Origin of the sequence: Rhodococcus sp. 27YEA6 (genome assembly GCF_044908235.1) — a bacterium.
Lineage (GTDB): Bacteria > Actinomycetota > Actinomycetes > Mycobacteriales > Mycobacteriaceae > Rhodococcus_F > Rhodococcus_F qingshengii.
This window is the reverse complement of the sequence record NZ_JBIYCY010000009.1, coordinates 105,604-131,584: the sequence shown is the minus strand read 5'-3', so window position 1 is coordinate 131,584 and position 25,981 is coordinate 105,604. Positions and strand designations below refer to the sequence as shown.

Genomic DNA, 25,981 nt, shown 5'->3' with positions numbered 1-25,981 from the left:
AGGATTCATGACAACGCAACTCACCCATCGCGCAATCGTGAGAAGGGGCAGTCGGTCGAGCGTCGAAAAGCGGCCGACTCCAACTCCCGGGCCCGGCGAACTTCTCGTCGCCCCCGAGAAAGTCAGCCTGTGCGGGACTGACATTCAGATTGTGCGCGGAGACAGGGACGACCCCTCGCCCATTGTCGGCCACGAAGGCGCTACCCGCGTCGTCGAAGTGGGCGACGGCGTCACCGACTTCGAGGTAGGTGATCGAGTCGTGGTCAACCCGACGCATCCGCATGATTCATCGTTTCTTCTCGGCCACAACGTCGAGGGGTTGTTTCAACAACGCGTCATCATCGGCGTGCCCGCGGTCAGTGGAGGGTTGGTCACGCCGTTGCCACTGGAACTTTCCAGCGCACGCGCTACTCTCGTCGAACCGTACGCCGTCGTCAGGTATGCGCTCTCCTGCCTCTCACGCGAGTCACCGGAGACGCTGCTCATTTTCGGCGACGGTCTCATCGGAAATCTGGCTGCGGCCCTCGCACCCTCCGTTCTCTTCCCAACCGTCCGAGTAGTAATGGTCCACCGCACCGAACTCGGCATGGAGTGGACGACGAATCACTTTCCATCCGTGGTCAACTCGCTCGCTACCGAGAACTGGGTACGCAAAACCACAGGCTCGGTCGCTGTGCTGGTCGCGACTCACCGCGCCGGCACAGTAACGTCGATCGACACCGCTCTGGAACGCCTCGGCGATCGAGTTGTCGCCATGCATCCGATTGGTGGAGTGCCGGCCAAGGCCACGTCCGATTTGTTACCCGGGGTGGACATCGCCGGGGTGCGACAAGCCAACACGGGCGGACCGACACCACCCGCGATCACCACGTTCACCAGGGGCGCTCTGCGCGTTGCCTTGACTGGCAACAGAGGAGTCACGAACGACCAACTCGCCTCCGCTGCAGCTGCATTGGCGAGCGTCGACGACACGATCGACACGCTACTCACACACCAACTCGGCATCGATGAGGGCACCGCATTGATGAACGTGATCTGCGAGAAACGGACCCGAGAGGTGGACGGCGAGTTGGTGATTCGATTGGTGGTGAATCTTGCGGGCCATTGAAGGTATTTGATCCGACGAACTCGGGGAACAACCAGCCAAGACCTCCCGCCCAAGATCCTTCACGAACTCGCATTGCTAGTGTTGAGGACGTGTTTGCACAGGGACCCAACGCGCTGACGGTAGAAGGCCAGTCGACGCTTCAACACATAGATTTCACTGTTTTGGATTCTTTTCGATTTCCCGACCGGCAGGGCTTCCCCGATTCATATCGCGCATTCATCAGGCACGCAGGTTGGGCGCGGACCTTCGGACTCTGGCTCATCTATCCGCCCGTCCTTCCCGGATTTGCCGACGGCTGGCAAGGGCGCGCCCGCAACCTCACCGCCCATCTTCATTCGGTCTACAGAGAAGGACAGGATGACGAGTTCGATTGGATGATCGAACCCGACGGCGATTGGTCACTCCCCGACTCGCTGCAGGTTTTCGGATGGAGCGAAAACGGTGACGCCCTCCTGTGGGACACAGCATCACGCGACACCGACGGAGAGTTTCCGGTTTGGGAATCACGCTCGTTCAACTCTCTCCACCGCCTCGGCGGGAGCATCCACGAAGCACTACCGTCCATTCGCACCCGGGCTATGGGCCTGTTCGGACCTCGCACCTCCGACATCGAGCCACTCCAGCCCACCCAACTCTGACGCGCGACCCAAATTATCGATAGGCCGCGGACACAGCCACGAATACGAAACCTACGACGACGACCAGGGACAGATAGCCGAGAACGAGTCCGGCCACTGCCAATCCGCGCCCACTTTCGCCGGAACGGCGAATCTGGTTCAACGACACATACCCCACTGGAATAGCAAGAACTCCACCGAAGATTCCAAGTACAAGTGCGACGATGGCCAAGGCATTCGTGCCGCCGACCACCCCAGGGAGCGGCGCCGCCACCTGCCTGACAGGCCCGAACGTCGAACGAAGGCTCCTCCCTAACAGCAGCGCCGCGGCCATATACAGCAACAGCCCCGCCACAGATCCGGCTATCCAGGCTCCACGAAACGCCGGCCCGTCGACGTCGAGGATCCTCCCCGCCGCCCTCACACCGGATCCTGCTGCACCGACCGCGATACTCAAATTCACTGCGCCAGGAATAACGGCAAGCATGGCAATGGCACCGACACCAAGCGACAATGCCGGGCCACCGCGTCGCCGCCACGCCAACGAACTCATCAGCGCTGCAAACAAAGTCACAGCGGTGCCCAGAAGCCCAGTCACAAATCCGACAACGACTCCCGTCTCGAAGTCCCCACCTAGATGACGAGCAACCCACTGTGCCCAGGCCCGCGCGAATGGCGGCCCGAGCGTCAGAGAGACAACGACCGTTGCAACCGCAGCGCACGCCACGACACTGATGACCCGCAGAATCCACCCCAGATAACCGGAATGCGAATTATTCTGCGCAACAGTAGTTTCCGAATCGATCACCAGGATTCCTTCATTCAGAGTGTGAGAACAGAACGGCTCTAGCTGTCACTCCACACAGAACCGTGGCCGGACCGGCTCACTCATCTGATCAAGTTCTGGCGCCTGTGTCTGTAGTTCGTTCGCACGACCAAACCGGCGATAGCAACGATTACATATTTGTGTTAGCGTTGTTTCCATGGGTTCGAGAGCAAAGATTCTGGCCGCGGCAACCGAGCTGCTCAACACCTCCCCCAACGGCGACATATCCACCCGCGCCGTGTGCGAGATGGCCGGCGTCGGCGCCCCCGCGCTCTACCGTCAGTTCGGCGACAAGGACGGACTGCTCGCAGCCGTCGTCGAGGCGGGCTTCTTCGAATACCTCGGAGGTAAACGCGCTGCGACACCTTCCGATGACCCCGTTGCCGATCTACGGGCCGGCTGGGATGCGCACACCGCCTTCGCGCTCGCGCATCCCGCTCACTACCGCTTGATGCACTCACCTTCCGCCCAGAGCGCCGACACCGCCCTGCAGGCTCAGGCGCTACTTCGATCCGTTCTCGAACGATGCGCTGCGGCAGGTGTTCTGACCGTATCGGTCGACGTGGCTACGCAGATGGTGATGTCCGCCAATGCGGGCGTCGCTCTGATGCTCGTCGTCAGGCCGGAACAGTACCCCGATCCGACGCTGTCACAGCGAGTTCGCGACGGAATCTTCGCGTCCATCATCGACGAATCCGGCGCCCACCCGGAAACCTCACTCAACAGAGTTGCATCTACTCTCGACGCCCAACTGGCCGCCGCAGATTCAACTTCTCTCTCCGCCAACGAAGTCGGCCTACTACGAGAGTGGCTTCGCAAGCTGTCCGATGCAACCGAAACCAGTTCAGGAGTTACATCATGACTGACACCACCACCCGCGTCGCCATCGTCACCGGAGCTTCCGGCGGCATCGGGCGAGCGACTGCCGAGAAGCTCGCCGCCGACGGAATGGCTGTCGCCGTGCACTATTCAGGAAACATTCAACGCGCCCGGGAAACAGCTGACGCCATCGTCGCTGCGGGCGGTCGCGCCATAGCGGTGCATGCGGACGTCGCCGACGAAGGTGAAGTCGCCGCACTGTTCGATACGGTCGAGGAGGAGTTCGGGGGCATCGACGTCGTCGTTCACGCAGCCGGAATCATGATCCTCTCCACCGTCGCAGAACTGAACTTCGACGATTTCGATCGGATGCATCGGACCAACGTCCGAGGGACCTTCGTGGTCGACCAGCAGGCAGCCAGACGTGTCCGGCGCGGTGGTGCGATCATCAATTTCTCCACCTCCGTGAAGAAGCTGGCATTTCCGACTTATGCCGCGTACGCCGCCACCAAAGGTGCTGTCGACGCGATCACTCTGGTTCTCGCGAAAGAGCTACGGGGACGCGATATCACGGTCAACGCCGTAGCCCCAGGCCCCACGGCCACCGATCTGTTCCTTGACGGGAAAGACGAAGCTACAGTGGAGAACCTGTCCAAGCTGGCTCCCCTGGAACGCCTCGGCACACCGGCGGACATCGCGGAGGCTGTCGCGTTTCTCGCCGGCCCAGCTCGTTGGGTCAATGGCCAGGTCATCTACGTCAACGGCGGAGTGATCTAGCGACACTGTCCTCTAAGGACCACACCTTGGCAATTCCGACAAAACAGTCAAACCAGTCGACTTTGGTTGTAATGTGCAAACAATGGATAACCAGGATCGAGGGTCCGCCCGGACGTCACGACGACAGTTCATCAGCGTTGCAGGGCTGGCGGCAACCGCGGTCATAACCCTCGCGACCTCCTCGACCGCCGGCGCCGCCGGCCCCACGGCACCCAATCCAGGTTCGCGGGTCGGCGATCCTGCTGAAGCCCAAGCGGTGCAACGCGTCGCAGAGACACTGCTGAACAGCGGCGTTCCCGGCCTTGCCTTCGCTATCGTCAAACCGGATGAGAAGAACCGCAAGGCGAGTGTCACCACTACGTACCACTACGGCCAGGCCGACGTCGAAAACGGCGTGAGAGTCACTCCACGAACGCAATTCGAGATCGCCTCGGAGACCAAGACCTTCACCGCTGCACTACTGGCGAAACTGATCGCTCGGGGAGAAGTCGGATTGGACGACCTGGCGAGCAAGTATTCGGATGGCAACCCGCTGCCGAAAGGCATCGGCGGCGAGGAGATCACGCTTCGCCAACTGGTCACCCACCGTTCCGGCCTGAGCGACGACCCGCCCAATCTTTCGGCGGGGTGTGCCGATCCCACACGATCGTGCACGGACGAGAAGGCGAAGTACACCAGAAATATGCTCTGGAAAGGACTCCAAGACGCCGGCGCCTTGGAGTTCGCCCCCGGTAGCCACTGGCTGTACTCGGACTTCGGGTTCGGACTGCTCGGCACATTCATGGCCGACAAAATCATTCCGGGACAAGAGAAGCCACCATTCGCGGCGGCAGTCGCCCGCGAAATCACCGACCCGCTCGGGATGATGGGTACCGTGATCGAGACCAAAGCAACCGACCTTGCCGTTCCGTACCACCTCGACGGCACACGAGCGCCTCTGTGGAACAACACGGGTGCGATCGCAGGAGGGGGTGGGCTGGTCAGCACCGCCGAGGACATGTCGATTTGGGCTGCAACAACTCTCGGCTACGGAAACAACCCGCTCAAACCAGTCCTGACCTCGATGCTCGAGCAGATCGACACGCAAGCTCCGGAGAATCCTGCATTCGGAATGGGAATGGCGTGGCAGCTCCAACCCCCGACGCCCAACTTCCCACAACGGTTCGCCAAGAAAAACGGAGACAGCTCGGGATCCAACTGCATCACCCTGCTGGTTCCCGACAGCGGCTGGTCGATCACGATTCTGGCGAACGGTGGAAATGCGGCGATGATCGACCCTGCAGCCGTGAACCTGATGCATGATCTGGTTCCGAGACGACCCATATTCGGTAGCTCGACGGGAAGTTCGTCGGGCAGCGACGTCGGCTTCCAGACCGGGTCATTCGGATAGGCCCACTTGCCTACAGGCGCTACATCTTCGTCGAGCGCGCCATCACGAAGCAGTAGAGCCCGTAGGTGATGATGCCCAATCCGGCAAGGATCAGCAGCGCCACTCCGTACGGCTGCGCGCCCAGCGTCTTGAACGCTCCGTCGAGTCCGGAGGACTTGCCGGGTTCGGAACTGTTGACCGCAAGAAGAACCAGAATGCCGACTGCAGCGATGGCCAAGCCCTTGGCGACGTACCCGACGGTTCCGAGTCGGCGCACGAAGTTGCTGGGTGTGCCTTTCAGATCATCGAGGAAGTTCTGGCTCGCGCCCTTGTACACGTGGTACACACCAACGGCGATGATCGCGATCCCGCCGATCACCAATGCGATAGTTCCAAGCGTGTTCTCCATCAAACGCGCCGTGATCCCCGCACTCTGACCGCTGCTGGACTTCCCGCTACCGCGGGCGAATCCGAATGCAGTGAAAGCAAAACCGAAATAGACGAGCGAAATGCCCAGAGCCTTTGCGCGGTTGAAGAACTCTTTCTTCTTGTCGTCAGAGGACGGCGACGACGAGCTTCCCAACGCAGCTTCGGCCAATCTCCACAACGCCATGGCAAGGAAGGCCACGACGCCGACCCACAGAGCGAAGACACCCCCTGGCTTTCCTGCCAACTCGGCCATCGCACCCGATTGGTCCGCAGACCCGGATCCACCGAGAGCAAGGCGGATCGCGATATATCCGATCAGCAGATGAACCACACCGCTGACGACGAATCCGGCACGGGCAAAGCGCTCGAAGACATTGTTCTGTGCGACGTCAGCCGCCGTGGACGCGACGCTCTTCTGGTCGTGCGGTGACGATTCTTTATTCATCATGATCGTCGAACCATATACGGGCAGACGCTTCCCTCGAACGCCTGCATCAAGTGTTTCGAGATCAAGGGTTTCGAGGGTTCTGATCCGGCGTCGACCGCGGTTCTTCGGGGTTGGGAACCTTGGGGTCAATCGCGTCTGCATGATCTCGTTGCTGGTTCAGTTCGTCGCGAGAACTCGTCGCCTCTTTCCGATGCTGCGCTGCATGATGTTGCAGCGCAGACGCTTCCGCCGCTTTGGCGTCGGCCTCTGCCTGCACCATGCGCGCTTTGGCTGCTGTCTCTTCTGCCCGCGCCTCGCGCTCGCCTACTTGCAGTGACTTGTCTGCGACGTCTTCGCGGATCTGTTCTGCCTCGATGTGACGACGCTCGTCACGCCTGTTTCGCGCCACCCACAGGAGTGCGGCCACGATCGCTATCACCACGACCACGGCAACAATTATCCAGATAATGCTGCTGGTACTCATACTGCGAGAGGTACCCACCTGCGACTTTCTCACACGCAGGCAAACAAATACGCTGAAATTACAGGTCGGTCGGATGTGTGTTGGCTCCGCATAAAACCACGCACAGTTCACCGTCGGACGGCGGCGACACCGTTCCGTTCAGAACCGGAGCCAATGCTGCCGCGGTTCCCAACTCCACCAGAATCCGGAACTCCCGCCACATGAATGCCCGCGCCTGTCGGATCGAATCATCTTCGACCACAACACTGTCTACCGAACTCTCATGCAGTGTCTCCCAGGCGATGGCACCAATTCGTGTAGCCCCCAACGAGTCTCCGGCGATACTGTTCACTTCGATATCCACCGGACGCCCCGCATCGAGCGAGGTGTGCAAGGTGGCAGCTCCGGTCGGCTCGACGGCTACCACGTGATCTTCGGGACGAGCCGCCGCGACGATTCCAGAGACCAACCCGCCGCCGCCGACTGCAACGCAATACGTGATCGGTCCGGATGCGTCGTCTTCGAGCTCGAGAGCGATGGTGCCGGCCCCACTGACGATGTCGGGCAGGTCGTAGGCATGCAGTTCGAGCGCACCGCTGGTGCGTGCGATGTCCGCCGCAGCGGCAGCAGCGAGTGCATACCGGTCGCCTACCTTGTGAACGGTTGCACCCAACTCTCCGAGAGCCTTCACCTTGGCATCAGGCGCTGTCTCCGGTACCACCACTGTGCAGGTGAGTCCTCGTCGCCGCGCTGCCCACGCGGCCCCGATTGCAGCGTTGCCGCCAGACGCGATCACCACGCCGGCATCGGGCATGGTGCCGTCGGCGACCGCTCGTTCCACTGCATTGAGACTGCCGCGCACTTTGAAGGAACCGCCGTGCTGGAGGTACTCGAGCTTGAACAGAACCGGTACCTCACCCTGTGGCGTCGGTAGCGCAGTGCGAAAGATCGGAGTACGCCGCGCCAGTCCTGCGATACGAGTCCGCGCAGCTTCGACGTCCGAGCGCTCGATTGCCACTGGACCTGCATTGTTGTCGGCGGTGAGAGTCATGTACCAACCCTACGGTTCGCAACTTCGACCCGAAGCAGTCGGCCCATCGTCATCATGATGTCTGTTTTTCACCAAGGAATGCCCGCAACTGACCGAGACAATGCAGCTCGGGGTGAATAAATTTACTACTACAAGCACAACGACGACATCAAGGAAAGGCACACCCCATGTCGAAGATCGCAGTATTCGGTGGAAACGGTTTTGCAGGAAGCGCAATCGCGAAAGAAGCCGCTTCACGCGGCCACGAGGTAACCGTCGTCGCTCGCAGCGCGCAGTCCGGAACCGACACGAATGTCGTGCAGGGTTCTGTTCACGACAACACGATCGTGGAGCAGATCACGGCAGACAACGACGTCGTTGTCGTTGCCATCCCCGCTCGCGAGATCGACGGCAAGCGCCTGCTCGACGCCGTCACTCCCCTCGCAGATGCCGCCGCACGCAACGGTGCTCGCATTGCCGTAGTCGGTGGCGCCGGCAGCCTGTTGGTCTCCGAGGGTGGGCCACGCGTCGTCGACACCCCCGACTTCCCGGACGCATACAAGGGTGAGGCACTCGCTCACGCCGACGTCCTCGATGCGCTCCGCGCGACCGACAGCAATGTCGACTGGTTCTACGTGAGCCCGGCCGCAGCGTTCGGTGCCCATGCCGGCGTCGCCCCGAAGGGATCGTTCCAGTTGGGTGGCGACATTCTCCTGACGGACGCCGAGGGCAACTCCGCCATCGCGGGCGAAGACTACGCCCACGCTTTTGTCGACGAGATCGAGACTCCGGCCCACCGTCGCCAGCGTTTCACCGTCGCACACTGAATATGAGCAACCTTCGTAGGCGCGCAGCCTGGATGACTGTTCCCGCTGCCGCCGCACTCCTGCTCACCGCGTGCTCCAACGACGCGGAATCCGCAACGCCCAGCAGTTCTACGACGTCCACGAGCGTTGTTGCCGAAAAGGGCGATCAACTCGAATCCAACAAGACCGTCGTCACGGATTTCTACGAACTGGCGTTCAACGGCCGTCAGGTTCAGCAAGCCGCCGACCGATACCTTGGCGACGTCTACATCCAACACAACCCCACCGCCGCCGATGGGGCAGCTGGATTTGTCAGCGGCATAGGCGGTTACGTCGAGGCCACACCCGGATTGCATGCCGAGATCACTCGCGTTTTCGCCGAGGGCGATCTGGTTGCCCTCCAGTCCCACACCACGTCTGCACCCGGCGACCGCGGCCAGGCCGTGTTCGACATCTTCCGCGTCGACAACGGCAAGATCGTCGAACACTGGGATGCCATTCAAGACGTGCCGGAAACGTCCGCGAATCCGAACACGATGTTCGACGGACCCACCTCGTCGCCGTCCAACTCGTCAGAAGTCTTGGAGCGCAACACGGCCAACGCGTTGACGTTCCTGCAGCTCGCCTTCAACGAAGGCAAAGCCGCCGAGGCTGCCGACCAGTTGGTCGGTCCGACCTACACGCAGCACAACCCCTCGTTCGCTGACGGCAAGGACGCATTTGTCACCGCACTGGCCGGGATCGAACCCGTTACCGAAGACAAGGCCACCAAGTTTCCACGGACGGTAGCCGAGGGCGACTTCGTCTTTGTTCAGACCTTCGCTTCGTCCGGTGAGGGAACGGCCGGCAGCGGCTCGATGGACATCTTCCGATTCGACGAGAACGGCAAAATCGTCGAGCATTGGGACGCCGTCCAGGACTACCCGTCGACGACTGCAAGCGGCAACACCGTGTGGGACGACGGTCGCTGAGACGGCAACTCCGAACAGTTCAGAGAGGGATGCGGATCAGCCGACGTTGATTCGTTCTGTGTCGCCGTCGTAGTAGTCCAACAATCTCTGATCCATCACCCGGCGCCACAGCGGTGGAATCCACGCGATCACGATCATCACTGCGTAGCCGGCCGGAAGTTGCGGCGCTTCGGCCGCGCTACGCAGACTTTGGTACCGCAGCTTCGGGTTGGCGTGGTGATCGCTGTGCCGCTGCAGTTGGTAGAGAAACAGATTGCTCACGACGTGATCGCTGTTCCAACTGTCAGCGGGGCTGCAGCGAACGTACGAGCCGTCGGCACGCTTGCCACGCAGCAGGCCGTAATGCTCGAGGTAGTTCGCGGCTTCGAGGAAGGTGAATCCGGCAACTGCCTGCAGCAGGAGCCAGGGCGCGACCTCCCAACCGAAGATACCGACCAGCGTCGCGAAGAGGACAACACTCATCGCCCAAGCGTTGAGAATATTGTTCTCGAAGCTCCAGGTTCGTTTGCCTTTCCTCTGGAGTCGAGCGCTCTCGATGCGCCATGCCGAACGCAGCCCGCCGAACACACTTCGTGGCAAGAACCTCCAGAAGCTCTCACCGAACCGTGAGCTGGCCGGGTCCTGCGGAGTAGCTACACGCACATGGTGGCCGAAATTGTGTTCCACGTAGAAGTGCCCGTAGAGAGATTGCGCAAGCGCCACTTTCGCGAGCCACTGTTCGATCTTCTCGCTCTTGTGGCCGAGCTCGTGGGCCGCGTTGATACCGACGCCGGCGACGACGCCCACCGTGAACGACATCGCGATCTTCTCCGCGATTCCCATCGGAGCGTTGATCCAGCACCAGCAGGCGAAGACCAGACCGGCGTATTGCAAGGGGAGGAACGCGTAAGTGCACCAGCGGTAGTAGCGGTCCTTCTGCAGTCGTGGGATCGCATCGTCCGGCGGACTTTCGCCGTCTTCACCGGCCAGCACGTCGATGATCGGGATGACGATGACCAGTAGCCACGCGCCGGTCGCCCAGAACAATCCGAGACGAAGGTTGTCGACGAGAATCCAGGAGAGGAACGGGCTGAGTGGAATCAGCAATCCGAGCGGCCACAGGTACCTCTTGCGGTCGCGCCAGCGCGGATTTTCGCCGGACGGCGAGTCGGTGTTCTGGACAGCGTTCGATTCGGTACGCCGTGCGTCGGAAGTCGCTGTCATTCGCCGATCTCGCCTTTCGTCCCCTCGAACGATTCGCCCCACGCACCGTTCACGCTCAGCAAACCAGAACTAATGTCCGGACGGGTATGGTCCCGAAATCCAGAGCGCCCTGCTCGAAAGACGGCACGAGCGCTTGTACTCACCAAAAACTCCCCCGCACATCACTGCTCACCCCGACAGTAGATACGGACAAAATACCCCACGGATCTGCGGGGATGGCGACCACCTCCGCACGTCGCCGAGGATCGATGATCCCTGCCAAGGCAAGGTCGAACCGCGTCGCCCTCGTCGAAGTAACGGTAACCGGCAGTGACAGAAATCATAAGCAGAGGACAGGATTTCCGCTCGTAGTGGCGACCAAAAAGACTGCGCGCCCTCAACTGGTCAGTTGCGGGCACGCAGTGGAAAGGTGAGCAAGCGTCAGAGCGTTGCAAACACCTTCGTTTTCACTTCGTTCAGCCAACCGTTCGCGGTCACGAAGTCTGTAACGCTCGACTGCAATCCGAAGACGTGCCCGGCCTGCGCCGCCGGCAGCCTCGTGAAGAGGTTGTCGTCGAGGACCGCCTGAACCGCCGCACTGGTCGACCCGTCCGCGTTCAGCGGATACAGCACGACCGTCACGCCGTTCAGGATGTCGGCCAACTGCTCCATCGGATAGGACGCGTATCCGGCATCGGTGTAATTGGTCGGAACACCGGGCCCGTACGCCAATCCGAGTTCGTTGACCACCAAATTGCCGATCGCACCGGTGGGCTGCTGAACCGAGAAAGCGCCGGGCGCGTCTCCGAGTGAAATGTGAATCCACTTGTTGGTCGCGATCACGTCGGCGTACTCGCCACGGACACGTTCGAGATTCTCTTCGTAAGCAGTCCGCGTCGACTCGAGCACGTCGGTCTTGCCAATTGCCTCAGCAAGCTCGGTGGTGATCTTCTTCCAGTCGCCTCGGCTCTCTCCCTTGACGATGACGGTGGGTGCAATGCCGGACAGACGGTCGAACGCCGCTTGGTCCACCTCGTCGGCGTCGCCGACAATGATGTCGGGATCCGCCGCAGCGATCGCTTCGAAGTTCATTTCCCCGAAAGGCCCGATGGTCGGGAGCCCGTCGACGAAGGCCTGCTGCTCCGGCGTGAATTCACTGATCCACTTGCCGTAGTCCTGCACAGCAGCCGGTTTCACTCCGAGGGACATGAGCTGCCAAGGAGTGTCGTACGACGCGGCGACGACGCGCTCAGGTGAAACCGGAACCTCGATGTCCCCGTACGCCGACGCGACGGTCCGGACGTCCGTCTGCTCGGAGTCGGCCGACGACGAGGAACAGCCGGTCACCACCATCGCACCTACGACGGCAACCGCCGCCGCTGCAATGACTCTGGAACCGAAAGAAAATGATCGAATTGCGCGCACGCAGAACTCCTACAGGGTGATTGTTTAGCCAACCCTAAGTTCATTCTGCGGCACGGCACAAGTCCGATCGAGATGCTTTGAGTCGCTGTTCGGACTAGTCCTGTAGCCAATCGGTCATTGGCGCGCGCGGATGATCGATCAGGCTTGCAAACTCCCCCGGTGTCACGCCCATCGTTCGACGAAAAGCCGCACCGAACGCGCTTTCGGAACGAAAACCCGTCTTCCGCGCCACAAACGAGATGCTTCGACCGAGTGCCAGAAGTTGCATCGCGTGATGAGCCCGCAATCGCATACGCCATTCCGAGAAGGTCAATCCGGTCTCGGCCGGAAACCTTCGTGTGAGAGTCCTCGTACTGACCTTCGCGTCGGTGGCCCACTCCTCGACCGATCGGGTGTCGGCCGGGCTGGCGACCAACTGATCTGCGATCTGCCGAAGCCACGGCGTCGTCGGCAGCGGTACATCGAAAATCAGTCGCGGAACAGGTTCGACGAGGTCGATGGCAAACGCCTCGGCTCGTCGACGAGCCGCGTCGGTCAGGTCGTCTCGGGTGAGGTGATCGAGTACTTGTTCGAGCAGCGGAGGGGTGGACAAGGCCACCACACGATCCAACCCGGTCACATCGGATGCCACCAACCACGTGCACGACAATTCTGTGCCGCTGCGCGCTGTCACCTCGTGGGGAACAAAGGACGGGATCCACAGACTGACTCCGCTCGGCACCGTGTACACAGTCTCCGGAGTACGGACCTCGAGAACACCGTCGATCGCCCACAGCAATTCGTGATCGCTGTGGCGGTGCATCTCCCAGGTGTAGTCGGAATCGACGGCCAGCCGATTGGTCGCCAACCGCAAGTACCCGTCGGCACTGACGCGCAGCGGTCGCACTACGCGTTGCCACTCGGACAGTTCGTCGAGCGGACTGCTGAGCGGGTAGTCGATCTGCTCGCTCACCGCAGCGTCGACAGTTCGGGATGTCCGAACAGGCCAGGCAACCCACCGGTGTGCAGGAAGACCGTTTTTGATCCCGCCGTGATGGCTTTGTCCTTCACGAGTTGGATCAATCCCGCAAAGGCTCGGCCGGTGTACGTCGGGTCGAGGAAGATGCCCTCAGTACGAGCCAAACATCGGATCGCGCCGGCTGATGCTTCCGTGAGCGTCGAATATCCTTGTCCAACTTGGTTTCGCAGGATCTGAAGATCTGCGGCTCGCACGGTCGGACCAGGCATCTCGTCCAACAACCCAGCGACAGTCGACACCGGGTCGGCAACAGCCCCGACGTCGACGCCCACAACTCTGTCGACGCCCAGATGCGCGACAAGGCCTGCCATCGTTCCACCCGATCCGAGTGCAACCACGACGCGATCGACGCCGGCGAGTTGCTGTTCGATCTCGCGTGCGCAGTCCACGTATCCCTGCGCAGCCACCGCGCTGGTACCACCGAAGGGAATGACAAAAGGTACACCGCCCGAGTCCGCGACGGCCTGCACCGCGGCGTCGAGCGCGGATGCCGTGTCCCCACCGGCCCAGACGATCTCAGCGCCCGCGAGTGCATCCAGAACGAGATTTCCCTGCGCGGATTCCGACTCGGCACCACCGAGCACCAGCACACAACGCAATCCCAAACGGGCTGCTGCCGACGCAGTCAAGCGAGCGTGATTGCTTTGCGGTGCACCGGTAGTGATCAGAGTCGTCGCGCCGACGGCCAAAGCCTGAGCGCAGGTGTACTGCAGCTTTCGGATCTTGTTGCCGCCGCCGCCCAGGCCGGTGACGTCGTCACGTTTGATCCACAGATCTTCCGGCCCCAATCCGAGTGCCTGCGCGCAACGCGCCAGAGGTTCGACGGGCGTCGGCCAACTGCCCAAGCTGATCGGCGGAACGGCGGAACTCAACATTTGACGAGTCTAGTTCGACCGTGCACCTACAGGCTGGGCTCGCATACAGTCGGGACATGGGAACTTTCACGACGACCACACGTGATGTACCGCTGACCGTCAGCCGACCGGATTCGCCGAGTGAACCGAGACATGCGGTAGTAGTTCTCCAAGAAGCGTGGGGCGTGAACCAACACATCGAGAGCATCCTCGAACGCCTCGCCGATGCCGGCTACCTTGCCGTCGCCCCGCATCTCTACCACCGCTGCGCACAGACCTCCTTCACCGACTTCCCGTCCGCGAAGGATGCGCTCATGGCACTCGACAGCACAAGCATCGGCCACGACGTACGTGCCGCCGTCGACTACAGCCGATCCGAGGGAGCAGACAACGTCGGCTCCCTCGGATTCTGCATGGGCGGCACCGCATCCCTGTGGTGTGCCGCCGTACCCCTCGTCGATTCCGCTGTCACGTACTACGGTGGCGGCGTTGCAGAAGCCCGATGGGATGGGATTGCCGCAGGCACCGAACTTGCAGCGCAACTGCAGGTCCCGTGGCTCGGTCACTACGGCGACCTCGATCCGAGTATCCCGCCGGAGAGCGTCGAGCAATTGCGCGCAACCGCGTCCGATCTCGCCCGGGTGTACCGCTATGCCGACGCCGGCCACGCGTTCAACAACGACACTTCGACCAGCCACTACGCCCCGGATTCTGCTGCTCTCGCCTGGGCCCGCACTGTGGAGTTCTTCGCCGAAACCCTGTGATTGCCAGCGCGAGTCAGGGAACCCGCTTGACCACCGTGCCGGTGATCTCGTCCTGAATCTGTTCAGCCGTTACCGCTCGACTCTGCGCCCGACGTGATCGGGTGAAGTAGTAGATGCCGATCACGGCAAGAACAAACGGCACCCCGAACACCAAGGTCATCTTGAAATCCTCGACCCACAATGTCGTGACGAGGATCGCGACCATGAGGACACCACCCAGTATCGTCCCCACCGGGAAGAACGGAATCGTGAACGAGAGGGTTCGTCCTTCGCTTGCCATCCGCTTGCGAAAGAACCAGTGCGTCACGAAGATCAGCAGCCACGTCGCCATCGCCCCGAACATCGACAGCGAGATCATCAAGGTGAATGCCTGCTCGGGAAAGAGCACGTAGACGATGGTTGCGACGGCGATACCCGACGTCGACAGCAGCAAGGCATTGACCGGTGAGCCGTTGGCCCTGACCTTGCCGAGAATGGCCGGCGCGTCACCAGCACGGGAGAGCGAGAACATCATTCGCGAAGACACGTACAGCTGACTGTTCATCGCGGACAGCGCGGCGATGATCACCACGAAGTTCAGCACACTGTCTGCGCCCGGAATCTTCACAACCTGCATCACCGTGACGAAGGGACTTCCGCCGCTCAAGATCTTGTCCATCGGAGCGATTGCCAGAATCAGGGCAAGCGTTGCGATGTAGAAGACGAACAGTCGGACGATCGTCACACGGAACGCCTTCTTCACCGCCACCGCGGGGTTTTCCGCCTCACCGGCTGCAATGGCGATCATCTCGATGCTCAAGTAGCTGAAGATCGATACGATCACGGCAAACCACATGCCGGACAAACCATTCGGGAAGAATCCGCCACCGGCCGTGTAGTTGTGAAATCCGTAGTCCGGGTTCCCGCTACCGAACACTACGTACGCTGCCATCACGATGAACGCCACGATCGCGAAGACCTTGATCGTCGAGAACCAGTACTCCATCGTTCCGAAGGCCTTGACGTTGAACATGTTCACGCCGATCAGCACTCCGGAGAACAACACGATCCACAGCCATGACGGTACGTCGGCGAACCAGAACTGCATATATTCACCGATTGCGGTGACCTCGGTACCGACCGCGAGGACGATGCACGACCAGTAGAGATAGCGAACGAGGAAGCCGATCAACGGTCCGACGTAGAACTCTGCGTACGCACCGAACGAACCTGATGTCGCATGTGCAACAGTCATTTCGGCGAGGGCACCCATCAGCAGGAGGGCGATCAACCCGCCGATCGCGTAACTGATGATGACGCTCGGGCCGGCAAATCCGATGGCGAACTTACTGCCGAGGAAGAGTCCGGTGCCGATCGCACCGCCGAGCGCGATCATGCTCATCTGCTTGGGGCCGAGTTCGCGTTTGAGACCTGATTCTCGCTGCTGAATGTTTTTGAAATCACTCATGAAAGCTCCTTGCGAAAGGCGGTACCTCCCGGTCCGCGGAAACTTGGAAGAATCAGGTGACTGCGTCGCGCTCGCGGAATTCGGGGCGATCCCAGGACTTGTTCTCGAGGATGTCTCGCAACACGTCGACGGCGTTCCACACGTCGGCGTATCCGAGATAGAGCGGAGTGATACCGAACCTCAGCACTCCTGGTTCGCGGTAGTCGCCGATGACGCCCCGCGCGATGAGAGCCTTCATGATGGAATAGCCCTCGGGATGAACAAAACTCACGTGCGATCCACGACTCTCGTGTTCGCGCGGCGTGATCAACTGCAAACCGTAATCAGCGCAACGCTCCTCGACGAGGCTGATGAAGAGATCGGCCAGCGCGAGCGACTTGCTGCGGATGTCGGCCATGTCAGCTTTGAGCATGACGTCGAGACCACACTCGACGAGTGACAACGACGTGATGGGTTGAGTACCACTCAGAAACCGTCGTATTCCTGCGCCGGGTTCGTAGGCCGACTCCATCGCAAATGGTCGCGCGTGCCCCCACCACCCGGACAGCGGCTGGATTCCGGTGTTCTGATGGCGACGGTTGACCCAGATGAATGCAGGTGAACCCGGACCGCCATTGAGGTACTTGTACGTACACCCGACCGCGAAGTCGGCGTCGGCACCGCTCAGATCGACAGTGACGGCGCCGGCCGAGTGTGCGAGATCCCAGATCATGAGGGCGCCACGTTCCTGCACTGCTGCAGTGACCTCCGTCATCGCATACAGGTTTCCGGTGCGGTAGTTGACGTGCGACAACATCACTACGGCGGTGTCCGGTCCTACTGCTTCGGTGAGGTCGCCCGGTTGGTCGATCAGGCGTAGTTCGTATCCCTGATCGAGCAGCGAGATGATGCCCTCCGCAATGTAGAGGTCAGTGGGGAAATTGTCGCGCTCGGAGACGATCACCTTCCGGCTGGGATCCTGAGCAGCCGCGATGGACAGCGCAGAGGCCAATGCCTTGAACAGGTTGATCGACGTCGAATCCGTCACTACCACTTCGCCTTCACCTGCTCCCAGTAACGGGGCAAGTTTGTCACCGAGGCGGACCGGGAGGTCGAACCATCCAGCCTCGTTCCAACTGCGAACCAAGCCGTTGCCCCACTCGTCGCCGATCACTCTCGCGGCGCATTCCTGCGCGGCAATGGGACGCGCGCCGAGCGAGTTTCCGTCGAAGTAGAGAACGCCCTCCGGAATCGCGAACTCGCGGCGGAACTCCCTCAGGGGATCCACTGCGTCGGCCTTGACGCAGTCTTCCAACGAAAGTGTGGTTGTCGATGTCATGACGATTCTTCTCCTGCATGTGTCGGCGTTGAGGGTGATGAAGGCAGAGTCCGGAGCACGGCCCGTACCGGGCTGGCATCGAGGTCGAGGAACTTCAGCGGCAGTGCGATCAACTCGTAGTAGCCTTCGTCGACGTCGTCGAGGCAAAGTCCTTCGAGGATCGCGACGCTACGATCGCTTGCCGCGTGGTGCCCGTCCATGGTCTTGCTGTCCATCGGATCGAACGAGGCGCCGTCGATTCCGATCAGAACTCCACCGCGGTCGGCGAACCAGTGGGTCAGCTCCGGAGATACACCGGCGAAGTCGTTGTCCCACTCGCGCGGGTACTTCGGGTACGTCCTCAGAATCAGCCGCTGCGGCAGATGTCCGCCGAGTCGCTCCACCGTCTCTTCGACGGGCCTGATGCAGGCGGCACCGTCGACCCCCGTCATGTCGACCACCAGTGCTTCGCCGAGATAGGGCTCGAGGGGAACGGAACCAATGGTCGCGCCGTCGATGCGAGTGTGCGCCGGCGCATCGGCGTGAGCACCGATATGCGGAGTGGTGGTGATTCGGTTGATGGTGACGGCGTCACTGCCGCCGAGGTCGGACGTGACAGCGCGGGTGAAGGCGGTATCGCCTGGCCACACGGGCGTCGATTCGGAGATCGGCGGGCTGATGTCGATCAACCGCGCCCTCCAGTCGCCCGTGTGTCCGTCGCCCGCGTGTCGGCCGATCCTCGGAAGCATCCAGACCCCTTCGTCGCAACAGTCGACTGTGTAGATCTCGACCGTTTGATAATTCGATGTGTTTGGCAAAAGCTAGGATCATCGACGGGCGCGGTCAATAGATGCTGAATATTTTCGCGACGGCAGGGAGAAATCGGATGATAAATGCGATCGAACGGGCAGCTGCCGCAGCTCGGCCGAATCATGTTCGGCTCGACGACGTCGATACGGCGATTCTCCGCGAACTCGTCCGGGATGCACGCATCCCCAACAACGCACTCGCCGAGAAGGTCGGGATAGCGCCGTCGACCGCTCTGGCGCGGATGCGCGCTCTACGCGAATCGGGCGTCATCAAGGGGTTTCACGCAGACATAGACCTCGAGCTACTCGGCCTCGAGATCTCGGCGATGGTGTCGATTCTGATTCACTCCCACGCCAGAAGTCGGATGACGGAAATTGCCGAGCACCTGAGCGGATTGGATTCCGTTCAGCGAGTGTTCCTGATGAGTGGGGACCGTGATCTCCTGGTGCACGTGTCGTGTGAATCCCCCACTCGGCTTCGCGATTTCGTCAGCGCGCACCTCAACGATCCGGCCATCGCCAATACCCAGACCAACCTGATCTTCAGCGAACTGAGTCAAGGCGGCTGAACTGCAGCTGTCGCCAAGGCGTCTTCGGGTGCTTCCGAGATCGACACCTCGATTCGAACTTCCCCCACTAGAGTCGAACGGCATGTTGCCACTCGGGTTGTCCATGCTCTGGGAGTCGGTGGAGTCGGAAGCCGCTCTGAAGCAGCGATTCGGATTCAACAGCTTCGGCGCAGCCACCCATTGGGTCTCGGCGGTACTCGAGCAGACTTGGGGATTGACGGCCCTCGAGTGCTCGCGAATGGCGATCAGTGACCAGAACGCGATTGTGTGGGTTGCGAGCGACCGAGGTGGGCTGGTGGTGAAGTGGTCGCGCGCCACAGAGCGCTTCGCGAACCTGGAGGCGTCGACGCGACTGCTGAGCGCACTCGCCGGGCAGGGTGCGCCCGTTCCGTCGCCAATCACTTCCCTGAACGGATTGGACCGGGAAACACTGCTGGACCGGGAAACACTGGAAGGGCCTTCGTGCGCAGTGTCGTTCACCGTACTGCCGGAGTTGGCGGGAGATTGGTTGGACGTGCAGGACCGCGTGGCGGTCCGTTCGGCAGGAGCATGTCTGGCAGAAATACATCGAACGCTCGGCGCCACCCATGTCGACGGATCGGTTTTCTCGTCGCGCAGCACCGGGTTGAAGGAGCGCATCGGTGGTTGGCTCGAGAATTTCGACCGCGGGTTCGCGCCTGAGGCAACGCGTAGGTTCGTGGGCCTCCTGGCGCGTGCGTCCGAGCTCGATGACCAAACTCAACTGGTACACAACGACTTCCGTGCAGCCAACATCTTGACTCGAAACTCTCGGACCACCGGAGTACTCGACTTCGACGACGTGGTGATCGACCACCGGGTGAGCGACCTGGCCAAGGCAAGCGTCTATCTGGGCACCCTGTTCACCGATTGGCGACCGACACCGATCGCGGTACGGCAGAGCCTGCGCGCCGGCTACGAATCCGTCCGTCCCCTCAGCCGATCCGAGACAGAATGGTTCGAGATCCTCGAACTGTGGCACGGCCTGATGGCAATCCCGGGTGAGAACGACACCGCCGGTTGGGCATCAGCGTTGTGACAAAAGTGGGGACGCCGGTACCGGCGTCCCCACTTCGCTTCTGACCACATCAGGATCCGGCGCGGATCCATTCTTCGAGATGCGGCGCCTCGGTACCGATCGTCGTGCCGTCGCCGTGACCGGTGTGAACCTTGGTCTCGGCGGGGAGCGCGAACAGCTTGTCGCGAATGGACCCGATGATGGTCGGGAAGTCTGAGTACGACCGCCCCGTTGCGCCGGGTCCACCGGAGAACAAGGTGTCGCCGCTGAACAGTTCCCCCGCCTCGGGCAGGTAGAGGCAGGTCGACCCCGGGGAATGGCCCGGTGTGTGGATGGCCAGAATGTCCGTACCCGCCACAGCAATACGCTGATCATCTTCCAAGCTCAGATGCTTCACCCCGGGGTGAGTCATCTCCCAGAGGACATCGTCGGCCGGGTTCAGGTAGATCGGAGCGTCGAGTTTCTCGGCCAGCTCCGGCGCAACGGTGACGTGGTCGTTGTGGCCGTGGGTGCAGACGATTCCGATCACCTTGCGTCCACCGACAGCGTCGATGATCGGCTGCGCGGTGTGAGCTGCGTCGACGATCACCACTTCGTTGTCGTCACCGATCAGCCAGATGTTGTTGTCGACGTCCCATGTTCCGCCGTCGAGGCTGAACGTGCCCGAGGTGACGACGCGATCGACTCGCAATGTCACAGGACCACCACCGAACGGAGAACCTCGCCGCGGTGCATCGTCTCGAATGCCTTCTCGACCTCGTCGAGCTTGATGCGCTCGCTGACGAACTTCTCGAGCGGCAGACGCCCCTGCTGGTACAGGTCGACCAGAACGGGGAAGTCACGCTCGGGCAGGCAATCGCCGTACCACGACGACTTGAGGGCTCCGCCGCGCGAGAAGAAGTCCACCAGCGGCATTTCCAGCTTCATGTCCGGCGTCGGAACTCCCACCAGCACTACGGTTCCCGCGAGGTCGCGGGCGTAGAACGCCTGCTTCCAGGTCTCGGGACGGCCGACTGCGTCGACAACCACGTCGGCGCCGAAACCTCCGGTCAGCTCCTGAACTGCTTCGACGACGTCGTCGACCTCGGTCGCATTGATCGTGTGCGTGGCACCAAGTTCCGTGGCCCACTCCAGCTTTCGTGGATCCCGGTCGATGGCGATGATGGTATTGGCACCGGCCAGGCGTGAACCCATGATCGCTGCGTCGCCGACGCCGCCACACCCGATCACAGCCACCGAATCACCGCGTCCGACGTTGCCGGTGTTCATCGCGGCACCCATGCCGGCCATGACGCCGCAACCGAGCAGTCCGACGACAGCCGGATCGGCCGAGGCGTCGACCTTGGTGCACTGGCCTTCGTGAACGAGCGTCTTGTCTGCGAATGCGCCGATGCCGAGTGCCGGCGTCAGTTCGGTGCCGTCTTCGAGCGTCATCTTCTGCTCGGCGTTGAACGTGTCGAAGCAGTACTGCGGGCGGCCACGCTTACACGCACGACACTGCCCGCATACTGCACGCCAGTTGAGCACGACGAAGTCGCCCACCTCGACGTGAGTGACACCGGGGCCGACGCTCTCGACGATGCCCGACGCCTCGTGCCCGAGCAGGAACGGGTACTCGTCGTTGATTCCGCCGTCGCGGTAGGTCAGGTCGGTGTGGCACACACCGCACGCTGCAATGGCGACCACTACCTCGTTGGCGCCGGGATCGGGGATCGTGATGGGGACGATTTCGACGGGGGCACCCTTGGATCGGGCGATGACGCCGCGTACCTGCTGTGGCATGGCTTTGCTCCTGGCTTCGTGCGATTGAGGACGTGTCGTCACATGGCGCCGTGTTTTCACATTGCGATATGTGCACTCGTTGAAAGGTTAGCCCGAAGTAGGTGCCCGCAACCCTGGTCGAACTGACTGACCGACCTGGCCGAAAGGACTAGGGTGCAGGCTTCACGCCGGCCTCGGCGCCCGCGGCGGCCGCCGCACCCCGACTCTCGACGCCCAATTTCCGCAGGACCCCGGCAACATGAAACTTGACTGTGCTCTCACTGACGCCGAGTCGCTCCGAGATTGCCTTGTTGCGCCGTCCGGCCACCAGATGCTCGAGTACCTCGAACTCCCGCGGAGCCAGTTCCGTCAGGACGTCGCGGTTCGGTAGGGCGACGGGCGCGTCGAGCGGGATGGTTGCGCTGATCCGGTTCCCCCACCCGGGCGTCGACTCGGATTCGACGGTTCCACCCAAAGTCTCTACCCTCGAACGTAATTGGCGTTCCACGTCGATCACGTCGGCTTCACCACCACCGTCGTCGCGGATGTCGATCGAGAGCGAAGCCGCGTCGAGGGTCCAGGCCACCCGGATTCGCGAGAGCGTCTGCTGATCCGACAAGGCCAAGACCGCGCCGCGGACGACCGCGCGGGCGCCGTGCGCCACTTCACCGGGTAACCCACGCCCGTCGACGGGTGGCTCCACCAACTCCAACGCGATTTCCCGATGCTTGAGCAGCGAACGCAATTCCCCACGCATCCGCGCAAAAGCGGTGGTGGTCGACTCTTCGGCCAACTCGCGGTGCACGTCGACGGCCGAACGCAGGCCGATCAGAGCCGAGGCCGCAGTCTCCCTGGCCGAGGTTCGCGCACGTGTGTCGTCGAGATCCGCCGAGCGCAGCGTCGCCAGCATCGTCTCGAGGGTGGCCGCATGCACCTCCGTCATCTCTGCCACGGTGCGTGCACGCTCGGACGACGCTGCCCGCGACTCGGCGAGATATGCCGGGCTCGCGTTCCGGACCTGGAGCTGAATTCCGGTTGAAGTCACTGCGAACAGTGCCTGGATCAATTCGAGGGATGCTGTCTTCACCGGTACGGGGTGCGGTGTCAAAACGAGAAGCGTATCGGTTCGATCAAGCATCGCAAGCACTTCACGATCCCGGCCGGCGATAGCGCATTTTCCCCGAAATATCTGTCCGACAGTGAGATCCGTACGGATACGGTCGAGTTCGGCGATGGTCACACTATCGACGACGGCTGGATCCCCAGCGACCTTGCGCGGCCTACCGGTGCATTCACGGGTGAAGATCACCAGGGAAGTGTGCGGCGCCATGTCCGCGATCAACGTCGAAAATCGTCGGCCGATTTCGGGAAGTGGTCCCACCAACACGTCTCGAAGGGCGGTGATCAGTAGCGCATTGTCGGTGGTGCTCACCGTTCAACGATAACCATCCGGTTCACTGGTGCAGCGTGGTCTTCATGAGCATCACGTTGTAGTCGGACCACGTGGTGGCGAGAAAGTAGAGGTCCTGCCCCTGCGACCAGGGGTGCATGTACGCGCCGTAGAGTCCCGGAACCGCGTCGGTGCCGATCACGACGTCCGGTGCGCTCCACGGGCCGGTCAGGTCCGAGGCCGTCCGCAGCACCAGCGCTCCCCACTCGTTGGAGTACATCGCGACGAACTTTCCGAGATAGTTGTTGTACTGCACCGACAGTTCGCTGACATCCCCGTCGAGAACTACTGCAGCGGCAGCAGGATTGTTGGGGACCCATGCCTTTCCGTCCCAGTATTCGTACGCCGCGACGTCCGCGATGGAGGCTTCCTTGACTCGCGAGAGACGCCCCTCGCCAAAGCGTCCGGCGGGGGTGCCGAAGTTGTAGACGTAACCACCGTCTTTGACGAAGGACCCCATCTGGAAGTTGTCGTTACCTGTCAACGGCAGATTGGGCCGGGACGAGGCCGGTTCGATCTGCCAGGTCTCACCGTTGTCGTGCGAGGACGCGATCTGCGAGAAGTTGGTGACCCACTCGCCCGACCCTCCCCACGAACGTATCGACATGTAGTTGACGTACTGAACGCCGCCCACGGAGATACCCGTCGTCGGAATGCTGCTGGTTTCGACGCCGGTGACTTTCAGACTTCCGATGATCTCGCGCGAGTGATTCGGTCGGTCGGTCGGTGAGGAGTCGATGTTCATGCCGTCGGACAGATTTCCGTCCGAGCTACGGAACAGGACGTTGCTGCGCCAGTCGCCGACCACCCCGGAGCACAGAGGGTCAGATCCGATACCGACGGTGTCACCGAAAGCTGTCAGGACCTGACCTGCGCCGTTGTCCCACATGATGCCCAGATCCGTGCCGAGAACGTTGAACCGCTCGACGGTTTGGTTGGGGCTCAGCGCGCCCGTGATGTACTCGACCGCCGAGGTGCGGCCTTGCAATTCCGGCAGTTTGCCATCCGTGCCGTTGAGCCAGGGAATCGGATTGGTCGGCCCACCTGATTGATCCAAGCTCCCGGTGACATTGCAATCCCACGGGGATGCATTGGCCTGGGTCGCCCCCAAGACCGCGGTCGACGCGAGTACACACGTCACTGCTGCTGTCGATATCTTCCGCATCCGGCGCATCGCTCCCCTTTCGCGGGGGAGATCCGGACTCTACGAGGTGTGTTGCTCGACCGGATCGGTTCATCCACCCACGAGAACACAAGGTAACAGGTAAATCGGTCAATCAGGACAAAACGGGCTTATTCGGTGGAGATGGATTTCAACCATTTCTCCATCACGGCTGCGGCAATCTCGAGCCCCTGCGACTCGGCTGCACTCAACTGCTGCATGAAGATGCGCGGACCGTCCGCTCCCAGCGAAGCATGCAGCGAATCGCGGTACTCGGCCAGTTCCATCCACTCGCGCGCCACCGCGGAGGACGCTTCGAGGTGAAACTGAACGGCGTAACTCTGCTTGTATCGGAAGAGTTGATTCGGATACTTGGCTGAACCAGCGAGCCGCACCGCGCCGTTCGGAATGTCGAAGGTATCCGAATGCCATTGCATTGCAGGAAATGTGGAGGGCAGATCTCCCCACACGGGATCTTGCCGGCCCTCGACAGTCAAGGTGATCTCCTCAACTCCGACTTCAGGCACAGCGCCCGTGTAGACGCGAGCACCCAGCGCCGCGGCGAGCAACTGCGAACCCAGACACACTCCCCACACCGGGACGTCGCTCTCGACCAGATCGCGAATGTATTCGATCTCGGATGCCAACCACTCGACCTCGCCCTGATCGCCGACGCCCATCGGCCCGCCCATCACGATCACGGCGTCGAACCGTCGATGTGCCGGAAGCGGGTCGGTGCCCAGAAGAACAGTCTGCACGTCTCCGTAGCTCTCCAGGACAGGCGAATACGCCGCTGGGGGTTCACACTGCGCGTGTCGTAGTTCCAGAAAATGCATGTAGGCAATTCCTCTCGAATCCGGTGCCGAAAGCCTATGGTTCTATTCGACATAAGGCACATCGACGGCGTCGGATGTGCTCTGCGCTCGAATCTCCGCTTTCATCGCCCCTTTACCGACAAGGAACGTCTGTGCGCGCACCACACCACTTTTCGACATCGATTCGCCCGCCCTCAACTGCCGTTCGCATCGGACTCAGCGCATTCGCCTTGGCGTCACTTGCCGCGTGCTCAGGAACAAGCACCGACAGCGAGGCCGAATCAACATCCACCGCGACCACCACTGCAACCTCGACAACTCAACCCACGACGACTCAGGCTCCATTGACCACCTCGGTGATCGGTACGACGAATTCTCCACTGGCCACGACCCCAGTCGCCGCGGAAGTGACGCCCGCTGCAGCTCCCGCGGTCATGCCCAACGTCGTGTGCATGAATCTTCAAGACGCACAGGACACCATTCAGTCGGCCGGAGTCTTCTTCTCCAGAAGTGCTGACGCAACCGGCGCGGGTCGACGCCAACTGGTCGATTCCAACTGGATTGTCGTCGATCAGACACCCTCTGCCGGAAGTCCTTTCGGGGAAATCGAAGCCGTGCTCTCGGCCGTGAAGATCGGCGAACCGAACCCCTGCTGATCGGCTGAGTTCTCGAACTTCGCAATTCCGGGAACACTGCGCCTTACTTGACAACTACCTCCGACCTCCTTCACTGTAGTCAACATTACGAGTA

Annotated in this window: 27 protein-coding genes; 11 read left to right on the top strand and 16 right to left on the bottom strand. The window is 61.5% G+C overall.

Annotated features, from left to right (window positions below; genetic code table 11):
• The first annotated feature begins 7 nt into the window (after positions 1 to 7).
• The gene (locus tag ABH939_RS22325) at positions 8 to 1,108 is read left to right on the top strand and encodes an alcohol dehydrogenase catalytic domain-containing protein (protein WP_404650154.1); all 1,101 of its coding nucleotides are present in this window, start codon (positions 8 to 10) and stop codon (positions 1,106 to 1,108) included.
• 89 nt (positions 1,109 to 1,197) lie between these two features.
• The gene (locus ABH939_RS22320; protein ID WP_223304592.1) at positions 1,198 to 1,746 is read left to right on the top strand and encodes an SMI1/KNR4 family protein; all 549 of its coding nucleotides are present in this window, start codon (positions 1,198 to 1,200) and stop codon (positions 1,744 to 1,746) included.
• A gap of 13 nt (positions 1,747 to 1,759) precedes the next feature.
• Here the strand turns inward: ABH939_RS22320 and ABH939_RS22315 are convergent, their stop codons facing one another.
• Entirely contained in the window at positions 1,760 to 2,533 is a 774-nt protein-coding gene (locus tag ABH939_RS22315) for a DUF4190 domain-containing protein (RefSeq protein ID WP_404650152.1), read from the bottom strand.
• Between the two features lie 175 nt (positions 2,534 to 2,708).
• Between ABH939_RS22315 and ABH939_RS22310 the strand changes: the two genes are divergently transcribed.
• The 3 genes from ABH939_RS22310 to ABH939_RS22300 all read left to right on the top strand — a co-directional run bounded on the left by ABH939_RS22310 (position 2,709) and on the right by ABH939_RS22300 (position 5,537).
• The gene (locus tag ABH939_RS22310) at positions 2,709 to 3,413 is read left to right on the top strand and encodes a TetR/AcrR family transcriptional regulator (RefSeq protein WP_404650151.1); all 705 of its coding nucleotides are present in this window, start codon (positions 2,709 to 2,711) and stop codon (positions 3,411 to 3,413) included.
• Positions 3,410 to 4,147, top strand: coding sequence for an SDR family oxidoreductase (locus ABH939_RS22305; protein ID WP_404650150.1), 738 nt, complete (start codon positions 3,410 to 3,412; stop codon positions 4,145 to 4,147). The genes ABH939_RS22310 and ABH939_RS22305 overlap by 4 nt, the downstream gene beginning before the upstream one ends.
• 82 nt (positions 4,148 to 4,229) lie before the next feature.
• The gene (locus ABH939_RS22300) at positions 4,230 to 5,537 is read left to right on the top strand and encodes a serine hydrolase (RefSeq protein WP_065455001.1); all 1,308 of its coding nucleotides are present in this window, start codon (positions 4,230 to 4,232) and stop codon (positions 5,535 to 5,537) included.
• A gap of 19 nt (positions 5,538 to 5,556) precedes the next feature.
• Here the strand turns inward: ABH939_RS22300 and ABH939_RS22295 are convergent, their stop codons facing one another.
• The 3 genes from ABH939_RS22295 to ABH939_RS22285 all read right to left on the bottom strand — a co-directional run bounded on the left by ABH939_RS22295 (position 5,557) and on the right by ABH939_RS22285 (position 7,886).
• Positions 5,557 to 6,393 (bottom strand): DUF1206 domain-containing protein, encoded by an 837-nt coding sequence (locus tag ABH939_RS22295; RefSeq protein WP_003943056.1) that lies wholly within the window; start codon positions 6,391 to 6,393, stop codon positions 5,557 to 5,559.
• Positions 6,394 to 6,454: 61 nt separating this feature from the next.
• Positions 6,455 to 6,856, bottom strand: coding sequence for a hypothetical protein (locus tag ABH939_RS22290; RefSeq protein ID WP_063315577.1), 402 nt, complete (start codon positions 6,854 to 6,856; stop codon positions 6,455 to 6,457).
• 58 nt (positions 6,857 to 6,914) lie between these two features.
• Positions 6,915 to 7,886 carry a serine/threonine dehydratase gene (locus ABH939_RS22285; protein ID WP_083056412.1) on the bottom strand — a complete coding sequence of 324 codons (972 nt, stop codon included), beginning with the start codon at positions 7,884 to 7,886 and terminating at the stop codon, positions 6,915 to 6,917.
• A 167-nt stretch (positions 7,887 to 8,053) separates the two neighbouring features.
• On the opposite strand from ABH939_RS22285, the gene ABH939_RS22280 reads away from it, so the two are divergent.
• Entirely contained in the window at positions 8,054 to 8,692 is a 639-nt protein-coding gene (locus ABH939_RS22280) for an NAD(P)-dependent oxidoreductase (RefSeq protein WP_030536013.1), read from the top strand.
• Between the two features lie 32 nt (positions 8,693 to 8,724).
• Positions 8,725 to 9,642: a nuclear transport factor 2 family protein gene (locus ABH939_RS22275; RefSeq protein WP_404650149.1), complete on the top strand. Its 918-nt coding sequence runs from the start codon at positions 8,725 to 8,727 to the stop codon at positions 9,640 to 9,642.
• A 36-nt stretch (positions 9,643 to 9,678) separates the two neighbouring features.
• Here the strand turns inward: ABH939_RS22275 and ABH939_RS22270 are convergent, their stop codons facing one another.
• The 4 genes from ABH939_RS22270 to ABH939_RS22255 all read right to left on the bottom strand — a co-directional run bounded on the left by ABH939_RS22270 (position 9,679) and on the right by ABH939_RS22255 (position 14,142).
• Complete coding sequence (locus ABH939_RS22270) at positions 9,679 to 10,845, bottom strand: alkane 1-monooxygenase (protein ID WP_404650148.1); 1,167 nt, start codon at positions 10,843 to 10,845, stop codon at positions 9,679 to 9,681.
• Between the two features lie 420 nt (positions 10,846 to 11,265).
• Positions 11,266 to 12,249, bottom strand: a complete 984-nt coding sequence (locus tag ABH939_RS22265; RefSeq protein WP_030536016.1) for an ABC transporter substrate-binding protein — start codon at positions 12,247 to 12,249, stop codon at positions 11,266 to 11,268.
• A 94-nt stretch (positions 12,250 to 12,343) separates the two neighbouring features.
• Positions 12,344 to 13,201: an AraC family transcriptional regulator gene (locus ABH939_RS22260; protein WP_050655982.1), complete on the bottom strand. Its 858-nt coding sequence runs from the start codon at positions 13,199 to 13,201 to the stop codon at positions 12,344 to 12,346.
• The gene (locus tag ABH939_RS22255) at positions 13,198 to 14,142 is read right to left on the bottom strand and encodes a D-cysteine desulfhydrase family protein (RefSeq protein WP_404650147.1); all 945 of its coding nucleotides are present in this window, start codon (positions 14,140 to 14,142) and stop codon (positions 13,198 to 13,200) included. The genes ABH939_RS22260 and ABH939_RS22255 overlap by 4 nt, the downstream gene beginning before the upstream one ends.
• 56 nt (positions 14,143 to 14,198) lie before the next feature.
• On the opposite strand from ABH939_RS22255, the gene ABH939_RS22250 reads away from it, so the two are divergent.
• Entirely contained in the window at positions 14,199 to 14,885 is a 687-nt protein-coding gene (locus tag ABH939_RS22250) for a dienelactone hydrolase family protein (protein ID WP_404650146.1), read from the top strand.
• A gap of 13 nt (positions 14,886 to 14,898) precedes the next feature.
• Here ABH939_RS22250 and ABH939_RS22245 read toward each other — a convergent pair whose 3' ends face one another.
• Genes ABH939_RS22245 through kynB form a run of 3 tightly spaced genes read right to left on the bottom strand, consistent with a single transcriptional unit; the run spans position 14,899 to position 18,378 of the window.
• Positions 14,899 to 16,332 carry an amino acid permease gene (locus tag ABH939_RS22245; RefSeq protein WP_209448037.1) on the bottom strand — a complete coding sequence of 478 codons (1,434 nt, stop codon included), beginning with the start codon at positions 16,330 to 16,332 and terminating at the stop codon, positions 14,899 to 14,901.
• A gap of 52 nt (positions 16,333 to 16,384) precedes the next feature.
• Positions 16,385 to 17,650 (bottom strand): kynureninase, encoded by a 1,266-nt coding sequence (kynU, locus tag ABH939_RS22240; RefSeq protein WP_030536021.1) that lies wholly within the window; start codon positions 17,648 to 17,650, stop codon positions 16,385 to 16,387.
• On the bottom strand, positions 17,647 to 18,378 hold the full coding sequence (gene kynB / locus ABH939_RS22235; protein ID WP_051649548.1) for an arylformamidase: 732 nt from the start codon (positions 18,376 to 18,378) through the stop codon (positions 17,647 to 17,649). The genes kynU and kynB overlap by 4 nt, the downstream gene beginning before the upstream one ends.
• A gap of 137 nt (positions 18,379 to 18,515) precedes the next feature.
• Between kynB and ABH939_RS22230 the strand changes: the two genes are divergently transcribed.
• Both ABH939_RS22230 and ABH939_RS22225 read left to right on the top strand, forming a co-directional pair.
• Positions 18,516 to 19,007: an Lrp/AsnC family transcriptional regulator gene (locus ABH939_RS22230; RefSeq protein ID WP_007730865.1), complete on the top strand. Its 492-nt coding sequence runs from the start codon at positions 18,516 to 18,518 to the stop codon at positions 19,005 to 19,007.
• A gap of 82 nt (positions 19,008 to 19,089) precedes the next feature.
• A complete protein-coding gene (locus ABH939_RS22225) occupies positions 19,090 to 20,064 on the top strand; it encodes a phosphotransferase enzyme family protein (RefSeq protein ID WP_269610710.1) in 975 nt (324 codons plus the stop codon).
• A 49-nt stretch (positions 20,065 to 20,113) separates the two neighbouring features.
• On the opposite strand, the gene ABH939_RS22220 is transcribed toward ABH939_RS22225, so the two are convergent.
• From ABH939_RS22220 to ABH939_RS22200, 5 genes are all read right to left on the bottom strand, one after another.
• Entirely contained in the window at positions 20,114 to 20,740 is a 627-nt protein-coding gene (locus tag ABH939_RS22220; RefSeq protein ID WP_007730862.1) for an MBL fold metallo-hydrolase, read from the bottom strand.
• Complete coding sequence (locus ABH939_RS22215) at positions 20,737 to 21,825, bottom strand: S-(hydroxymethyl)mycothiol dehydrogenase (protein ID WP_007730860.1); 1,089 nt, start codon at positions 21,823 to 21,825, stop codon at positions 20,737 to 20,739. Before ABH939_RS22215 ends, ABH939_RS22220 begins: the two co-directional genes overlap by 4 nt.
• Positions 21,826 to 21,973: 148 nt before the next feature.
• Positions 21,974 to 23,236 (bottom strand): LuxR C-terminal-related transcriptional regulator, encoded by a 1,263-nt coding sequence (locus ABH939_RS22210; protein WP_404650145.1) that lies wholly within the window; start codon positions 23,234 to 23,236, stop codon positions 21,974 to 21,976.
• A 22-nt stretch (positions 23,237 to 23,258) separates the two neighbouring features.
• Entirely contained in the window at positions 23,259 to 24,428 is a 1,170-nt protein-coding gene (locus ABH939_RS22205) for a DUF4185 domain-containing protein (protein ID WP_050655976.1), read from the bottom strand.
• Positions 24,429 to 24,547: 119 nt separating this feature from the next.
• Complete coding sequence (locus ABH939_RS22200; RefSeq protein WP_007730853.1) at positions 24,548 to 25,174, bottom strand: type 1 glutamine amidotransferase; 627 nt, start codon at positions 25,172 to 25,174, stop codon at positions 24,548 to 24,550.
• Positions 25,175 to 25,383: 209 nt separating this feature from the next.
• On the opposite strand from ABH939_RS22200, the gene ABH939_RS22195 reads away from it, so the two are divergent.
• Positions 25,384 to 25,887: a PASTA domain-containing protein gene (locus ABH939_RS22195; protein ID WP_065351522.1), complete on the top strand. Its 504-nt coding sequence runs from the start codon at positions 25,384 to 25,386 to the stop codon at positions 25,885 to 25,887.
• Positions 25,888 to 25,981: the final 94 nt, after the last annotated feature.